Origin of the sequence: Micromonospora sp. AKA38, assembly GCF_027925725.1 — a bacterium.
GTDB lineage: Bacteria > Actinomycetota > Actinomycetes > Mycobacteriales > Micromonosporaceae > Micromonospora.
In genome coordinates this window covers 306,092-321,925 of the sequence record NZ_BNEI01000003.1, presented here as the reverse complement: position 1 = coordinate 321,925, position 15,834 = coordinate 306,092, and the positions used below count along the sequence as shown (strand labels likewise).

Sequence of the window (15,834 nt, the reverse complement as noted above, 5' to 3'; positions counted from 1 at the left end):
GGCCGGCGGACCTCGTCGTAGCGACCAGGCGCCGGGGGAGCGGACCGCCGTGGCTCGTCGGGTCGGCTCGGCGGTACCGGCCGCGTCGGGGCCTCACCGGCACGGACCGGTGGGTGCTCGTCGGGGCGTACCGGCCACTGGGCCGGCCGAGGCCGGTGGTCGGGGCGCGCTGCGGGCGGTCGGGCATCCCGGGACTCGGGGTGGGGGCGGGCCGGGCCGTCCTGCTCCGGACGGTGGCCGTCGCGGCGCCGGTCGTCGGTCGGGCCGCCCGGGTACCCGTCCCGCGCCGGCCGCTCCGCGTGCGGGCGGGACCGCTCGTCGGGCTGGTACGCGGCCGGCTCGGTACGCGACCGCCGCTCGATCACCGGCCACTCGCCCTGCGGCGCGTGGGTCCGGTCGAGCGGCGGGCGCTGACCGTCCCACCGCTGGTCGAGCGCGGGGCGCGGGTCGCCGTACCGGTCGGTCCCGGTGGGGCCGGCGGCGTCCCGGCGCGGCGTGCCGTCGGCCCACCGTCCACCGGTCGGCTCGCGCCGGTCCGTCGGAGGCGGTCCCGGTTCGCGCCAACCGTCACGACCCGGCTCGCCGCGTGCCGCGGTGCCACGCTCGCGCGCGGGGCCGGCCTGGCCGTGGCGTTCCGTGGGCCGGCCCGGTACGGCATTCCGTCCCGCGTCGGCCGCCGGAGCCCAGCGACCGTCGGGTCCGGCCTCGCGACGGTCGGGTCCGGCCTCGCGACCGTCCACCGGGGCGCGGCGGTCGTCCGCCGGCCGGCGGCGTTCGGACCAGCTCGCGGCGGGTTGCGGGGCCTCGCTCGGCTCCGGCATCCAGCCCGGCGCCGGTGGGGTCGACCGGTGCGACGGCGCCCCGGGGTGGGTCCAGCGCTGGTCGAAGCGTTCGGGTGTCGGGGGCGGGCCGGGCGGGGTCCGGTCCGCCGGCCGAGGCGGTCGGCCGTCCGCGCCGGGGCGGTCCGGACGGCCGCGCCACTCGCCCGCCGCACCGACCGGCCGCTGCCCGCGTCGCTCGTCCGGCCCGGCCGGGCTGACCGGGTACGTCCCGCGCGGCCCGGCCGGGCTGACCGGGTACGTCCCGCGCGGCCCCGCCGGGCTCACCGGGTACGTCTCACGCCGTCCAGCGGGGCTGACCGGGTACGTCCCGCGCGGGTCGGCCGGGCCGGCCGGGTACGCGTCGGTCGGCGCCGGGCTGGTCGGGTGCGCGTCCTCGGGCCCGGGGCTGACCGGGCGTACCTCGGCGCGTCCGACCACGGCCCGGCGACGCGGCGGCGGCGTCAGGTGTTCGAGGCCGATGTCACCCGGGTAGCGCTGCCCGGGGAACTGCGGCTGCCACTCGTGGGTGGGCTCCAGCGCCCAGGCCGGTTCGGCCGGCTCACGCCAGCTGCCCCAGCCACTCATCGGCAGCCCCTTCCGTGGCTCGCGCGGCGCGGCCCCGGAACCGGCTCGCGTCGCTCGCTCACGGCGGTGTCACCTCGTCGGAAATTGTCGCGCTGGGGCGGCGGACGTGCCGGTAGAGTCGCCCGGCCAGCAGGTCTTGGCTGCGGAAGGAGGGTAACGGCGTGGGCTCGGTCACCGCCACTGTGGCGTCACCCACCGACGGACACGTTACCCCATGGTTTCGGACATTCGGCGCGATAGTGGCGGCCGGGTTCCGGCGACACGCCACCTACCGCCAGGCGGCCGTGGCCGGCGTGGTGACCAACACCGTTTTCGGCTTCCTGCGCTGCTACATCTTCCTCGCCGCCACCGACGCGGCCGGCACCGTCGCCGGCTACGACCGGGCGCAGCTCGCCACGTTCGTCTGGGCCGGGCAGGGGCTGCTGGCGGTCATCGCGATCTGGGGCTGGACCGAGCTGGCCGACCGGATCCGCTCCGGCGAGGTGGCCGCCGACCTGCTGCGACCGGTGCACCCGGTGACCAACTATCTCGCCGTCGACGTGGGCCGGGCCGGGTTCGCCGCGCTCGCCCGGCTGGTGCCCCCACTGGTGGTCGGCCCGTTCTTCTTCGCGGTGTACCTGCCCCGGCACTGGGCCACCGTGCCGCTGTTCCTGCTCTCCGCGCTGCTCGCGGTGGTGGTCTGTTTCGGCTGCCGCTACCTGGTCAACGCCACCGCCTACTGGTTGCAGGACGTCCGTGGTCCGATGATCCTCTGGACGCTCGGCTCGGGCGTGCTGGCCGGGCTCTACTTCCCGCTCGGCTTCCTGCCCGGCTGGCTGGAGGCGACCCTGCGCTACGCCACCCCGTTCCCGAGCCTCCTGCAGGTGCCGCTGGACGTGCTTGTCGAGCGGGAGCCGATGTCGACGGGTCTCGACCTGGTCGGGCTCCAACTCGGCTGGGCGGTGCTGCTGCTGGCGCTCTGCCGGCTGGTGCAGCGCCGGGCCGAGCGCCGCCTGGTGGTGCAGGGTGGCTGAGCACGATAGTGCGCCCAGGGTGGCCGAGCACGGCAGTGCGCCCAGGGTGGCTGAGCACGATAGTGCGCCCGGGGTGGCCGAGGTCGGCGGCGGGGCGCTGCGGGCGTACCGGGCGCTGCTCGGGGCGCAGGCGCGTTCGCAGGCGGCCTACCGCACGTCGTTCGTGGTCGACCTGGTCGGCAACCTCGGCGCGACCGTGTTCGACGTGGTCACCGTCCTGGTGATCTTCGGGGTGACGCGTGAGCTGGGCGGCTTCACGCTGCGCGAGACGCTTGTCGTGGTCGGGCTGTCGTCGTGCGGGTTCGCCGCCGCCGACCTGCTGGTCGGCAACGTCGAACGGCTGCCCCGGTACGTGCGCGCCGGCCTCTTCGACGCGGTGCTGGTCCGCCCGCTCGCCGCGCTGCCCCAACTGCTGCTGATGGACCTGCCGCTGCGCAAGGTGTCCCGCGCGGTGTTCGGCCTGGCGGTGCTCGGGTTCGCGCTCGCCTCGGCCGGGATCGACTGGACCCCGGGCCGGGTCGCGCTGGCCGTGGTCGCCCCGCCGGCCGCGGTGGTCTTCTTCGCCTCGGTCTTCGTCACCACCGCCACCGTGTCGTTCTACTGGGTCGACTCCGGCGAGCTGGCCAACTCGGTCACCTACGGCGGGCGCGACTTCACCTCGTACCCGGTCACCGTCTACGGCGGGTGGTTCCGCGCGCTGTTCGCGTACGGGATGGGGTTCGCGTTCGTCAGTTACCACCCGGCGCTGGCGCTGCTCGGCCGCGCCGACCCGCTGGGCCTGCCGGCCTGGGTGGGCTGGGCGTCGCCGGCCGTCGCGCTGGTCGCGGCGACGGTCGCGGTCGTGGCCTGGCGCGTCGGGGTCCGTCACTACCGGAGTACGGGGTCATGAACGTCATCGAGATGGACGGGCTGCGCAAGGAGTTCACGGTGCGGGTCAGGACCGGGACGCTGCGCCGCGAGAAACGGACGGTGACCGCGGTCGACGGCGTCGACCTGCGGGTGGAGCGCGGCGAGATGCTCGGCTACATCGGGCCGAACGGCGCCGGGAAGTCGACCACGCTGAAGATGCTCACCGGTGTGCTCATGCCGTCGGCGGGCCGCGCGCGGGTCTGCGGGCTGCGGCCGGTGGCCGACCGGACCCGGCTGGCGCTGCGCATCGGGGTGGTGTTCGGGCAGCGGTCGCAGCTCTGGTGGGACCTGCCGCTGCGGGACTCGTTCGACCTGCTGCGGCACGTCTACCGGGTGCCGGCCGGCGCGCACGCGGCGCGGCTGACCCGCTGCCGGGACCTGCTCGACCTGGACGCGTTCCTGGACACCCCGGTCCGGCAGCTCTCCCTGGGACAGCGGATGCGCGGCGAGCTGACCGCGGCGCTGCTGCACGGCCCGGAGGTGCTCTTCCTGGACGAGCCGACCATCGGGCTGGACGTGGTCAGCAAGCAGGCGGTCCGCGGCTTCCTGGCCGAGCTGGGCCGGGCCGGTGACACCACACTGGTGCTCACCACGCACGACCTGGCCGACATCGAACGGCTCTGCCGGCGGCTCGTGGTCATCGACCACGGCCGGGTGGTGCACGACGGGTCGATCGCGGAGCTGCACCACAGGTACGGCTCACGCCGGATGGTGGTCGCCGAGCTGGGCACCGCGCTGCCCGAGCCGCCGGTGCTGCCGGGCGCGCCGGTGCAGCGGGTGGAGGCGGACGGGCGGCGGCTGGTGTTCGCGCTGGAACGGGCGAGCGTCGCCGAGGTGGTGGCCGGGCTGGCCGGCCTGGCCACGCTGCGCGACATCTCGATCGTGGAGCCGGACATCGAGGAGGTCGTCGCCCGCCTCTACCAGAGCGAAAGGAAGGGCCCCCTGTTAACGCCTGGCGTATAGCAGGGGGCCCTTCTTGACGCGTCGCTCAGACCTTGTCGCCGATGTTGACCCGGGGGGCGGGCGCGCGCATCTTGCGGAACGTGATCGACCGCATGATCGCGTAGAAGTAGAGCGAGCCGAGCTTCTCGGTGCTCTTCGGGAAGCGCTGGCGGACCAGCTTCTTGATCTTCCGGGAGATCAGCACCGAGTCGATCAGGACGCCCAGGGCCAGCGCGCCCCAGAGCAGGTTGGAAAGCAACCGCACGATCGGCGGCATGGCCTGGTTGGAACCGACCAGCACGATCAGCGCGCCGCCGAAGAACCAGGTGCCGACCGTACGCCGGGAGTCGACCACGTTGCGGGCCAGCAGGCGCTCCGGCCCCCGGTCCCGCGGACCGCCCTCGCGGCGGAACTCGGCGGTGGCCTCGGCGCGCGTGGCGCGGCGCTGCTCCCGGGCCTCCTCCTTGGTCAGCGGCCGGACCGGCGCGGCGGCCCGGCGACCGGCGGCCGGACGTTTCGGAGTGGTCCGCCCCAACTCCTTCTTGCTGGGCGTGTAGCCCCGGGGGCGGGCGGCGGCGGACTCCTCGTCGGTCGTCACCGTGGTGACGGACTCCTCGACGGGGTCGGCGGACTTGCGGCGAAACAGCGACGGCACGCCGGCAAGGGTAGCCAACCGGTGCGGCCCGGCGCACATCGCGGTGCGCCGGGCCGGTGACCGGGTGGATCAGGGACGCTCGACGTGGGCGCCCAGGTCAGCCAGCTTGGCCTCGAAGTCCTCGTAGCCCCGGTTGATCAGGTCGACGCCGTACACCCGGGAGGTGCCCTCGGCGGCGAGTGCCGCGATGAGGTGGCTGAACCCGGCCCGCAGGTCCGGAATGACCAGGTCGGCCGCGTGCAGCTTGCTCGGGCCGGCGATCACCGCCGAGTGCTTGAAGTTGCGCCGGCCGAAACGGCACGGCGTGCCGCCGAGGCAGTCCCGGTAGACCTGGATGTTGGCGCCCATCGTGTTCAGCGCCTCCGTGTAGCCGAGCCGCTGCTCGTAGACCGTCTCGTGGACGATCGACAGGCCCCGGGCCTGGGTGAGCGCGACCACCAGCGGCTGCTGCCAGTCGGTCATGAAGCCGGGGTGCACGTCGGTCTCCAGGGCCACCGCGTTCAGCTCGCCGCCCGGGTGCCAGAACCGGATGCCGCCCTCCTGGCCCGGGTCGCCGAGCTTCGGCGGCCGGCTGTCGGTGACCTCGTACTCGCCGCCGACGGAGCGGAAGATGTTCAGGAACGTCATCATGTCGGCCTGCTGCGCGCCGAGCACCTCGACGTGGCCGCGGGTGGCCAGCGCCGCCGCCGCCCAGCTCGCGGCCTCGATGCGGTCGGGGATCGGCCGGTGCGTGTAGCCGTGCAGCTTCTTGACGCCCTGGATCTCGATCACCCGGTCGGTGTGGACCTTGATGATCGCGCCCATCTTCTGCAGGATGCAGATCAGGTCGATGATCTCCGGCTCGACGGCGGCGTTGCGCAGCTCGGTGACGCCCTCGGCCATCACGGCGGTCAGCAGCACCTGCTCGGTGGCGCCGACGCTCGGGTACGGCAGCGCGAACTTGGTGCCGTGCAGCCCGTTCGGCGCCGACAGGTGCAGACCCTCGGGGGTCTTGTCGACGGTCGCGCCGAACTCGCGCAGCGCCTGCAGGTGGAAGTCGATCGGGCGCGGGCCGATGTGGCAGCCGCCCAGGTCGGGGATGAACGCGTGGCCGAGCCGGTGCAGCAGCGGGCCGCAGAACAGGATCGGGATCCGACTGGACCCGGCGTGCACGTTGATCTGGTCGGTGCTGGCGCTCTCGACGTTGGACGGGTCGAAGACCAGCTCGCCGTCCTCGGTGCCGTCGGTCACCTTCACCCCGTGCAGGCCGAGCAGCCCGCGGACCACCTCGACGTCACGGATCCGCGGCACGTCGAACAGCCGGCTGGGTGTGTCGCCGAGCAGGGCGGCCACCATCGCCTTGGACACGAGGTTCTTCGCGCCGCGCACGCGGATCCGCCCTTCGAGCGGAGTGCCTCCGTGTACGACCAGGACGTCGTCGGTCAACGCAACCTCCAGCGCGTTGGGTGTTGCCGTGTAGGTGAGGGCTCGCGATTGGTCATCGCTACCCGGATCGCGGCCATGGGAAAACCGGCACGCGTATGTCGTCGCCCCGGCAGCATAGCCCTCCGTGACGAGAATGGAATCGGTCACATCGCCAGCGGGGGCACGAACCGGGGTGTCCGGTACGTTTCCGTGCCAGCGATCTCACCGAGGGTGATCAGGTGCCGGGCAGTGCCAGCATCTGGTCCAGCGCCGCGCGGGCGTGCCCGGCGGTCTCCGGGTCCACCGTGATCTGGTTGACCACGCGGCCGGCGACCAGCTCCTCCAGCGCCCACACCAGGTGCGGCAGGTCGATCCGGTTCATCGTCGAGCAGTAGCAGACCGCCCGGTCGAGGAACATGATCTGCTTGTCCGGGTGGGCCAGCGCGAGCCGCCGGACCAGGTTCAGCTCGGTGCCCACCGCCCACGCCGAGCCGGCCGGGGCCGCCTCGATGGCCTTGATGATGAACTCGGTGGAGCCCACCAGGTCGGCGGCGGTGACCACCTCGTGGCGGCACTCCGGGTGCACCAGCACGTTCACGCCGGGCACCCGCGCCCGCACGTCGTGCACGCTGTCGAGGGTGAACCGGCCGTGCACCGAGCAGTGCCCGCGCCACAGGATCATCTTCGCGTCGCGTACCTGCTCCGCGGTGAGCCCACCGCCCGGCTTGTGCGGGTCGTAGAGCACGCAGTCGTCGAGCGAGAAGCCCATCTCCAGCACCGCCGTGTTGCGGCCCAGGTGCTGGTCGGGCAGGAACAGCACCTTGCGGCCCTGCTCGAACGCCCAGTCCAGCGCCCGCTTGGCGTTCGACGAGGTGCAGACCACGCCGCCGTGCCGGCCGACGAAACCCTTGATGTCGGCCGAGGAGTTCATGTACGTCACCGGGACGGTGTCCGCCGCCACACCCAGGTCGGTCAGCGTCTCCCAGGCGGTCTCGACCTGCGACAACACGGCCATGTCGGCCATCGAGCAACCGGCGGCGAGGTCGGGCAGGATCACCTTCTGCGCGTCCGAGGTCAGGATGTCCGCGCTCTCGGCCATGAAGTGCACGCCGCAGAAGACGACGTACTCCGCGTCCGGGCGGGCCGCCGCCTCCCGGGCCAGCTTGAACGAGTCGCCGGTCACGTCGGCGAACTGGATCACCTCGTCGCGCTGGTAGTGGTGGCCCAGCACGAAGACTCTGGTGCCGAGCGCGGCCTTCGCGGCGGTCGCGCGGGCCACCAGGTCGGGATCGCTCGGCGCGGGGAGGTCACCCGGACACTCCACGCCACGCTCGGTGGCAGGATCGCTGCCGCGGCCGAGGAGCAGCAGCGCAGTGGCCGTGTTGGAGGGCTCAACCCAGGTCGAAGTCACGTCCCCATGGTCCCACAGCCCGGCCACCGCGCAGCCGCCACGGATGTGGCCTGCCACACTGCTCGGCATGCGGATGCTGCTCTGCCCGGACAAGTTCGCCGGCACCCTGTCGGCCCCGGAGGTGGCCGCCGCGGTGGCCGAGGGCTGGCGGACCGTCGCCCCCGACGACGACCTGCTGCTCCGGCCCCTCGCCGACGGTGGGCCCGGGTTCGTCGAGGTGCTCGCCGGGGCGCTGCCCGGGCGGCGGTTGGCGGTGCCCACGGTCGACCCGCTCGGCCGTCCCGCGGCCGGTGAGATCCTGCTCACCGACGACGGCGTGGCGTACCTGGAGAGCGCGCAGGCGTGCGGCCTGCACCTGCTGTCCGCCGCCGAACGGGACCCGAAGGCCACCACGTCGTACGGGCTGGGACTGCTGGTCGCCGCCGCGGTCGAGGCGGGCGCGCGGACCGTGGTGCTGGGGCTGGGCGGCTCGGCCACCAACGACGGCGGCGCCGGGATGCTCGTCCCGCTCGGCGTCACCCCGCTCGACGCGGACGGCCGGGCGCTGCCGTACGGCGGGGCGGCGCTGGCCGGGGTCGCCGCGCTCGACGGCGTACCCCGGTTGCGGGGCGCGACGCTGGTCGCCGCCACCGACGTGGACAACCCGCTGCTCGGGCTGCACGGCGCGAGCAGCGTCTTCGGGCCGCAGAAGGGCGCCGACCGGGCGGACGTGCTGCTGCTGGACGCCGCGCTGGAGCGCTGGGCGGCCGTGCTGGTCGAGACGCTGCCCGGGTGCCCACCCGACCTCGGCGCGCTGCCCGGCGGCGGCGCGGCCGGCGGCCTCGGCGCGGCGGTGCTGGCCCTCGGCGGCCGGCGCGAGTCGGGCATCGGCCTGGTCACCCGCGCGGTCGGGCTGGACGCCGCGCTGGACGCCGCCGACCTGGTGATCACCGGCGAGGGTTCCTTCGACCACCAGTCGCTGCGCGGCAAGGTGGTCGCCGGCGTGGCCGGGGCGGCCCGCGACCGCGGTGTGCCGTGCGTGGTGCTGGCGGGACGGGTGAGCACCGGGCGGCGGGAGGCCGCCGCGGCCGGCGTGACCGAGGCGCACAGCCTGGTCGAGCACTTCGGCGGTGAGGATCGTGGGGGAGTGGCGGCGGCGATGGAGCGGCCGGCCGAGGGGCTGCGCGCGCTCGGCGCCCGGCTGGCCGGCCAGTGGAGCCGCTGAGGCGTTCCGCTGGTCACGCCGCCGGGTGATCACGCCGACAGCGGCGTACGATCGGAGGCGGACCACCGGGAATACTGGCGGACGTGCGGCGTTGGCCAGTACGTCCGGACCTCATACCGCGCAGGGAGACTTCCACGTGACCACGCCAGCGCAGACCGAGTCGACCGAGGCCAAGGAGGCCCCCAGCACCGTCGTCCTCACCGACGTCGCGGCGCAGAAGGTCAAGGCCCTGATCGAGCAGGAAGGCCGCGACGACCTGCGGCTCCGCGTCGCCGTGCAGCCGGGTGGCTGCTCCGGCCTGCGGTACCAGCTCTTCTTCGACGAGCGGTCGCTCGACGGTGACGTCGTCACCGACTTCGGTGGTGTCGAGGTCGTCGTCGACCGGATGAGCGCCCCCTACCTGACCGGCGCCACGATCGACTTCGCCGACCGGATCGACGCCCAGGGCTTCACCATCGACAACCCGAACGCCGGCAGCTCCTGCGCCTGCGGCGACTCGTTCAGCTGAGTCGCCGGGCCGAAACGCCTGCCGAACGGCGGAACCATCCCTTCCGGGGTGGTTCCGCCGTTTTCGTTACTACGCGAACGTGCGGTGAACGGCCGGTTCACGACCGACATCGGCCGGAGTGCCGGGACGCCCGGTAGTCTGACCGCGCCGTGCTCCCGACCACGAGGGTTGACATGAAGATCGCCGTGACCGGCTCGATCGCGACCGACCACCTGATGAGCTTTCCCGGCCGCTTCGCCGACCAGCTCATCGCGGACCAGCTCGACAAGGTCTCGCTCTCCTTCCTCGTCGACGAGCTGGTGCTCCGGCGCGGCGGCACCGCGGCCAACATCGCGTTCGGCATGGCCCAGCTCGGGCTGCGTCCGGTGCTGCTCGGCGCCGTCGGGGCGGACTTCGCCGACTACCGGTCCTGGCTGGAGCGGCACGGCGTCGACTGCGACTCGGTGCACGTCAGCGACGTGGCGCACACCGCCCGCTTCGTCTGCACCACCGACACCGACATGTGCCAGATCGCGTCCTTCTACGCCGGCGCGATGAGCGAGGCCCGCAACATCGAGCTGGCCCCGGTGGCGCAGCGCCTCGGCGGCCTCGACCTGGTGCTGGTCAGCGCCAACGACCCGGCCGCCATGATCCGGCACTCCGCCGAGTGCCGGGAGCGCGGCTACGCCTTCGTCGCCGACCCGTCCCAGCAGCTCGCCCGCATGGACGGCGCGGACGTGCTCGGCCTGGTCGAGGGCGCCGAGTACCTGATGACCAACGAGTACGAGAAGTCGCTGCTGCAGAGCAAGGCCGGCCTGACCGACGAGCAGCTGCTGGACCGGGTCAAGGTGCGGGTCACCACGTTGGGCAAGCACGGGGTGGAGATCGCCGGCCGGGAGATCGGCACCATCCGGGTGCCGATCGCGCGGGAGATCCAGGCGGTCGACCCGACAGGCGTCGGCGACGGCTTCCGGGCCGGCTTCTTCGCCGCGCTCGACTGGGGCGTCGGGCTGGAGCGCGCCGCCCAGGTCGGCTGCCTGCTGGCCACCCTGGTGCTGGAGAACTTCGGCGGCCAGGAGTACGAGGTCCGGCGGGACCTGTTCGTGAAGCGGCTCGCCGAGTCGTACGGGGACGCGGCCGCCGAGGACGTCCGGCCGCACCTGCTGTGAGCGTCCCGGCCGGCCCGACCGGCGGGGTGGGCCCGGCGGCGGCCCGCCCCGGCTCGGGCGGAGGGCCGCTGCTTGTCGCCTTCGCCGGGCTGCCCGGCGTGGGCAAGAGCACGCTCGCCGTGCGGGTCGGCGCCGCGCTGCGCGTCCCGGTCCTGCCGGTCGACCCGGTCGAGCGGGCCCTGGGCCACTACGGACTGGTCGGCGACGTGCCCGGGATGGCCGCGTACGGCGCGGTCGCCGGGCTCGCCGAGGTGCAGCTCGGCCTCGGGCTGAGCGTGGTGATCGACGCGGTGAACCCGGTCGCGTCCGCCCGCGGCCTCTGGCACGACCTGGCCGAACGGGCCGGCGTCCCGCTGCGGGTGATCGAGGTGCACTGCGGTGACGAGGCGGAGCACCGGCGTCGCGTCGAGGCCCGGCCAGCCGGCGGGCAGGCGCCCGCGACCTGGGAGCAGACGCTGGTACGCCGCGCCGAGTACGAGCCGCTGATCGGCCCCCGCCTGGTGGTCGACACCGCCGTGGCGACCGACCCCCTCCCCGGCATCCTCGCCTACCTCACCTGACCATCCCGGTTAACCGGGGCGCACTCCTCTACCGCAGGCGTTAAGCGGGGGCCCCTCCTTGCGCCCGCACGTCGTAGGCGGGGCCGGCGTCGGGGTGGGCGGCGACGAACTCGTGGCCGCGCATGCGGCAGAAGGCCGGGATGTCCACGGCCGCCGCCGGGTCGTCGGCCAGCACCCGGACCACCGCCCCCGCCGGCAGGTCGGGCAGCCGGCGGGCCAGGTTGATCACCGGCAGGGGGCAGCGCTGGCCCCGACAGTCGAGCACCTCGTCCGGCTCGCTCCCCGCGCTCACCGGCTCGCCTTCGTCCGCGGCTGCGGGGCTCGCCGGACCGGGCTCGTCCGCGGAGTTCACAGGCCGGTCACCCCCGCCTCGGCGCGCAGGTCGGCGACGATGCCGGGCAGTTCGGCCAGGAACCGCTCCACGTCCGCCTCGGTGGTCTCCCGGTGCAGCGACACCCGCACGTTGCCGTGCGACAGCACCCCCATCGCCTCCAGCACGTGCGACGGGCGCAGCGTCGACGCGGTGCAGGACGAGCCGGAGGAGACCGCGAAGCCGCGCCGGTCCAGCGCGTGCAGCAGCGCCTCGCCGTCCACGTACAGGCAGGAGAACGTCACCAGGTGGGGGAGTCGGTCCACCGGGTCGCCGACCACCTCCACGTCCGGCACCTCCGCCGCCACCCGGGCCCGGACCCGGTCCACCAGCGGCGCCAGTCGGGCCGCCTCGGCCGCCGCGTCGGCCACCGCCGCGCGCAGGCTCGCCGCCGCGGCCACCACCGCCGGCAGGTTCACCACCCCCGGGGTACGCCCCGACTCCCGCTCGTCGGCCGGGTACGGCGACTCCCACCGGGTGCCCTTGCGCACCACCAGCAGGCCGACGCCGGGTGGGCCGCCCCACTTGTGCGCGCTGGCGGTCAGCACGGACCAGCCCGCCGGCAGCGGCGCCCGGCCGACCAGTTGGGCCGCGTCCACGTACAGCGGGACGCCCGCCTCGGCGCACACCTCGGCCGCGGCCGGCACCGGCTGCACGGTGCCGACCTCGTGACTGGCCCCGATCAGCGCGGCCAGCGCCACACCGGGGGCGGTCACCGCCGTCGCCCAGGCGTCCAGGTCCAGCCGGCCGAGCCGGTCCACGGGTACGGAGACCGCGTCGCCCCCGCCGGCGGTGTGCCGTTGGGCCGCGTGCAGCACCGCCGAGTGTTCGATCGCCGAGTGCGCCAGCGTCGTACCGGCCCGGCGTCGCCCGGTCAGTCCGCCCAGCACGGCGGCGTGCGCGGCGGCCGTACCGCTGGGGGTGAAGGAGAGTTCGTCGGCGCGGACGCCGAGTGTCTGCGCGGCGGCCTCCCGGGCGGCGTCGAGGAGTTGGCGGGCCCGGCGGGCCGGCGCGTAGAGCCGGGCCGGGTCGGCCCAGCCGTCGTCCAGGGCGGCCAGCAGCGCCTGCCGCGCGACCGGATGGAGCGGGACGGCGGAGGCGGCGTCCAGGTAGACGGGGGAGGCGCTCATGGTCCTCAACGCTATCGCCCGGGTCCGCCCACGATCTCCCCGAAGGGGGCGGACAGTGACCCCAAGACCGCCTGGCCCGCCATGGTCGAGTAATCTGCGACCGTCGGTGACGCCTTTGCCGTCGGTGTCAGGAAAACAACCGCCGCGGCGCGCTAGGGAGGCAGGACCAGGTGGTCGCAAGGAGTTCGGAGGTACGGCCGTCGGCCGTACGGCACAGCGCCTCCCCGGGGGCCGGTGGGCGCCGGCGGCGTGGTGCTGGTCGACTCGCCGGGCTCGGTCTCGGTGGAGCGGCGCTGCTGGTCGCGCTCACCGGCTGTGACGTCGGCAAGACGTTCGGCGGCTTCGGCTGGCCGCAGGGTGGCATCACGCCCGAGTCGCACCGGATGTACGACCTGTGGATCGCGTCCTGCATCGCGGCGCTGGCGGTCGGCGTGTTCGTCTGGGGCCTGATCTTCTGGTGCGTGGTCCGCTACCGCAAGCGCGGCAGCGAGCTGCCGGTGCAGACCCGCTACAACCTGCCGATGGAGTTCCTCTACACCATCGCGCCGATCCTCGTGGTCTCCGTGCTCTTCTACTACACCGCGGTCGTGCAGACCGACGTGAACAAGGAGACGAAGAACCCCGACGTCACCGTCGAGGTCGTCGCGTTCAAGTGGAACTGGCAGTTCAACTACCGCGACGGCCAGGGCCGGGACGCGAACACGGTCGCCTCGACGCTGGGCACCAGCGAGGTCATCCCGGTGCTGGTGCTGCCGAGCGGCCGGTCCATCCGGTTCGAGGAGCAGAGCCGCGACGTCATCCACTCGTTCTGGGTGCCGGAGCTGCTGTTCAAGCGTGACGTCATGCCGGGCAACGTCCGCAACACGTTCGAGGTCTCCAGCATCGACCAGGAGGGCGCGTTCGTCGGCCGCTGCGCCGAGCTGTGCGGCAGCTACCACGCGTTCATGAACTTCGAGCTGCGGGTCGTCTCGCCGGAGAAGTTCGACCAGTTCCTGGCCGCCAAGAAGTCCGGCAACTCGACCCAGGACGCGCTCAAGGCGATCGGTGAGCCCGAGTACGCCACCGAGACCAAGCCGTTCGACACGCGGCGCAACACCGCGAACTTCAACCCGTCCGACGCGTCGGCCGGCGCGGGAAGCTGAGGGGTTCGGCATGAAGACCGAGTGGAAGATCTTCCTCACCATCGCCACGTTCCTTCTCGGCGCGACCGTGCTCTACGGCGCCTGGACGTACGGCGACAGCGGCGGTCACGTCGAGTGGGTCGGCACCGTGGCGCTGCTGCTCTCCTTCCTGCTCTGCGCGATGTGCGGTGGCTTCTTCTGGTTCGTCTCCCGGCGGATCGACCTGCGCCCGGAGGACCGGGCGGACGGCGAGATCGCCGACGGCGCCGGTGAGATCGGCTTCTTCAGCCCGGGCAGCTACTGGCCGTTCGGCCTGGCGCTGGCCGCCGCGATCGCCGGCCTGGGGCTCGTGTTCTGGCAGTTCTGGCTGCTGGGCCTGGGCCTGGTGGCGGTGGTCTTCGCCGCCTGCGGGCTGCTCTTCGAGTACTACTCGGGCACCCGCCGCACCGCCGAGCACTGACCCGCACCAGCTCCGCCGCAGGCCCGCGCCCCCTCCGGGGGTGCGGGCCTGCTGCTTCCCACGCTCCGGCCCCCCAACTCGTCGATCATCAAGATGGCGGCGTCGACTGTCCGAACTGTCGCCGCCAACCTCATGATCACCAACTGCGGGCCGGCTGCGGGGCGGCGCGGGGGTGAGGTCAGGCGGCGTGGCGGTGGGCGGGGCGCGGCACGCGCCGGCGGGACCGCGTCGCGGGGCGGAGCGTGCCGGCGGCGATCAGCACCGCCGCGCCGCAGCCGGTGCAGGCCAGCTCCGGGCAGTCGGCGCCGTGCCCGTCGCCGCAGTGCGGCGTCTCGAACAGCACGACGCCCTCACAGAGGTCGCAGTAGAGCTCGCGGTCCGACACGGGCGTCTCCTCTCGCTCCGGTGCCGGCCGGGGCGGACGCCACCGACCGACAGAGCTATCAACCGAAAACGGAAAATTACTCCCCTGTAGTTTGGCATGGGAGTCCGACAGCCACCGTTCAGGCGGAGCGCGCGACCTCCAGCCAGCGGTCCAGCACCGCTGCGGCGGCGCCCGAGTCGACCGCCTCGGCGGCCCGCTCCAGGTTGACCCGCAGCGCCTCGTGCAGGTCGCCGTCGAGCGGGCCCTGGGTGGCCAGGGCGACGGCGGCGTTCACCAGCACGCTGTCGCGCACCGGGCCGGTCTCGCCGGCCAGTAGCCGGCGGACCACCTCGGCGTTGTGGACGGCGTCTCCGCCCCGCAGGTCGGCGAGGGTGGCCCGGGGCACCCCGAGCTCCGCCGCGTCCAGCACCGACTCCCTGACGGTGCCCTGCTGCGCCACCCAGACCCGGGTCGGCGCGGCGGTGCTGAACTCGTCCAGCCCGTCCTCGCCGCGCAGCACGATCGCCGAGTCGCCGCGGGCCGCGAAGACGGCGGCCATCACCGGCGCCATCCGCCGGTCGAAGCAGCCCACCGCACCCGCGCGGGGCCGGGCCGGGTTGGTCAGCGGGCCGAGGAAGTTGAACGCCGTGGGCACGCCGATCTCGCGCCGGACCGGGCCGGTGTGCCGCATGCCGGGGTGGAAGCGGGCGGCGAAGCAGAAGCCGATCCCGGCCTCGGTGACGCAGCGGGCCACCTGCTCCGGAGCCAGGTCGAGCGGCACGCCGAGCTGCTCCAGCACGTCCGCGGTGCCGCAGGAGGAGGAGGCGGCCCGGTTGCCGTGCTTGACCACCCGGACACCCGCGCCGGCGACCACAAGCGCCGCCATGGTGGAGATGTTGACCGTGTGCGCGAGGTCGCCGCCGGTGCCCACCACGTCGAGCGCGGTGGCGCGCACCTCCTCGGGCAGCTCGACCGGCACGGCGCGGGTCAGCATCGTCTCGACCAGGCCGCCCAGCTCGGCCGGGGTCTCACCCTTGGTGCGCAGCGCCACGGCGAAGCCGGCGATCTGCGCCGGCGTGGCCGAGCCGGCCATGATCTCGCCCATCGCCCAGGCGGTGTCGGCGGCGGAGAGCTCCTCGCCGCGCAGCAGCGCGTTGAGCAGAAGCGGCCAGGTCCGTTCGCCCATGGCGGGCCTCCCGAGCGGCGTGAAGTGAAGCGGTTGGGGGCGC

General features: G+C 73.9%; 16 protein-coding genes. 9 read left to right on the top strand and 7 right to left on the bottom strand.

What is annotated here, in order from left to right; all coding sequences use genetic code 11:
• Nucleotides 1-1,567 precede the first annotated feature (1,567 nt).
• Genes TPA0908_RS09865 through TPA0908_RS09855 form a run of 3 tightly spaced genes read left to right on the top strand, consistent with a single transcriptional unit; the run spans nt 1,568 to nt 4,291 of the window.
• Nucleotides 1,568-2,419 (top strand): ABC transporter permease, encoded by an 852-nt coding sequence (locus TPA0908_RS09865; protein ID WP_308447823.1) that lies wholly within the window; start codon nt 1,568-1,570, stop codon nt 2,417-2,419.
• A 46-nt stretch (nt 2,420-2,465) separates the two neighbouring features.
• A complete protein-coding gene (locus tag TPA0908_RS09860; protein WP_281936767.1) occupies nt 2,466-3,308 on the top strand; it encodes an ABC transporter permease in 843 nt (280 codons plus the stop codon).
• A complete protein-coding gene (locus tag TPA0908_RS09855; protein ID WP_281936765.1) occupies nt 3,305-4,291 on the top strand; it encodes an ABC transporter ATP-binding protein in 987 nt (328 codons plus the stop codon). Before TPA0908_RS09860 ends, TPA0908_RS09855 begins: the two co-directional genes overlap by 4 nt.
• Nucleotides 4,292-4,316: 25 nt before the next feature.
• Here TPA0908_RS09855 and TPA0908_RS09850 read toward each other — a convergent pair whose 3' ends face one another.
• The 3 genes from TPA0908_RS09850 to nadA form a co-directional block, all read right to left on the bottom strand.
• Nucleotides 4,317-4,964 carry a DUF3043 domain-containing protein gene (locus tag TPA0908_RS09850; protein ID WP_281936763.1) on the bottom strand — a complete coding sequence of 216 codons (648 nt, stop codon included), beginning with the start codon at nt 4,962-4,964 and terminating at the stop codon, nt 4,317-4,319.
• Between the two features lie 30 nt (nt 4,965-4,994).
• Entirely contained in the window at nt 4,995-6,350 is a 1,356-nt protein-coding gene (murA, locus tag TPA0908_RS09845; protein WP_308447822.1) for a UDP-N-acetylglucosamine 1-carboxyvinyltransferase, read from the bottom strand.
• A 214-nt stretch (nt 6,351-6,564) separates the two neighbouring features.
• The gene (nadA, locus tag TPA0908_RS09840) at nt 6,565-7,740 is read right to left on the bottom strand and encodes a quinolinate synthase NadA (RefSeq protein ID WP_281936761.1); all 1,176 of its coding nucleotides are present in this window, start codon (nt 7,738-7,740) and stop codon (nt 6,565-6,567) included.
• Between the two features lie 43 nt (nt 7,741-7,783).
• Here nadA and TPA0908_RS09835 point away from each other — a divergent pair, with 43 nt between their 5' ends.
• The 4 genes from TPA0908_RS09835 to TPA0908_RS09820 all read left to right on the top strand — a co-directional run bounded on the left by TPA0908_RS09835 (nt 7,784) and on the right by TPA0908_RS09820 (nt 11,160).
• Complete coding sequence (locus tag TPA0908_RS09835) at nt 7,784-8,944, top strand: glycerate kinase family protein (protein ID WP_281936759.1); 1,161 nt, start codon at nt 7,784-7,786, stop codon at nt 8,942-8,944.
• A gap of 136 nt (nt 8,945-9,080) precedes the next feature.
• On the top strand, nt 9,081-9,452 hold the full coding sequence (gene erpA / locus TPA0908_RS09830) for an iron-sulfur cluster insertion protein ErpA (RefSeq protein WP_107159973.1): 372 nt from the start codon (nt 9,081-9,083) through the stop codon (nt 9,450-9,452).
• 173 nt (nt 9,453-9,625) lie between these two features.
• Nucleotides 9,626-10,600, top strand: coding sequence for a carbohydrate kinase family protein (locus TPA0908_RS09825; RefSeq protein ID WP_281936756.1), 975 nt, complete (start codon nt 9,626-9,628; stop codon nt 10,598-10,600).
• Nucleotides 10,597-11,160, top strand: coding sequence for an AAA family ATPase (locus TPA0908_RS09820; RefSeq protein ID WP_281936754.1), 564 nt, complete (start codon nt 10,597-10,599; stop codon nt 11,158-11,160). Before TPA0908_RS09825 ends, TPA0908_RS09820 begins: the two co-directional genes overlap by 4 nt.
• Before the next feature lie 40 nt (nt 11,161-11,200).
• On the opposite strand, the gene TPA0908_RS09815 is transcribed toward TPA0908_RS09820, so the two are convergent.
• Together TPA0908_RS09815 and TPA0908_RS09810 are read right to left on the bottom strand one after the other, a co-directional pair.
• On the bottom strand, nt 11,201-11,452 hold the full coding sequence (locus TPA0908_RS09815; protein WP_281936752.1) for a sulfurtransferase TusA family protein: 252 nt from the start codon (nt 11,450-11,452) through the stop codon (nt 11,201-11,203).
• Between the two features lie 56 nt (nt 11,453-11,508).
• Nucleotides 11,509-12,660, bottom strand: a complete 1,152-nt coding sequence (locus TPA0908_RS09810) for a cysteine desulfurase family protein (RefSeq protein WP_281936750.1) — start codon at nt 12,658-12,660, stop codon at nt 11,509-11,511.
• Nucleotides 12,661-12,830: 170 nt separating this feature from the next.
• On the opposite strand from TPA0908_RS09810, the gene ctaC reads away from it, so the two are divergent.
• Nucleotides 12,831-13,802, top strand: a complete 972-nt coding sequence (gene ctaC, locus TPA0908_RS09805; RefSeq protein ID WP_281936748.1) for an aa3-type cytochrome oxidase subunit II — start codon at nt 12,831-12,833, stop codon at nt 13,800-13,802.
• A gap of 10 nt (nt 13,803-13,812) precedes the next feature.
• A complete protein-coding gene (locus tag TPA0908_RS09800; RefSeq protein WP_281936746.1) occupies nt 13,813-14,241 on the top strand; it encodes a cytochrome c oxidase subunit 4 in 429 nt (142 codons plus the stop codon).
• 178 nt (nt 14,242-14,419) lie between these two features.
• Here TPA0908_RS09800 and TPA0908_RS09795 read toward each other — a convergent pair whose 3' ends face one another.
• Nucleotides 14,420-14,626: a hypothetical protein gene (locus TPA0908_RS09795; RefSeq protein ID WP_281936744.1), complete on the bottom strand. Its 207-nt coding sequence runs from the start codon at nt 14,624-14,626 to the stop codon at nt 14,420-14,422.
• 118 nt (nt 14,627-14,744) lie between these two features.
• Nucleotides 14,745-15,791 carry an anthranilate phosphoribosyltransferase gene (gene trpD / locus TPA0908_RS09790; protein WP_281936742.1) on the bottom strand — a complete coding sequence of 349 codons (1,047 nt, stop codon included), beginning with the start codon at nt 15,789-15,791 and terminating at the stop codon, nt 14,745-14,747.
• Nucleotides 15,792-15,834: the final 43 nt, after the last annotated feature.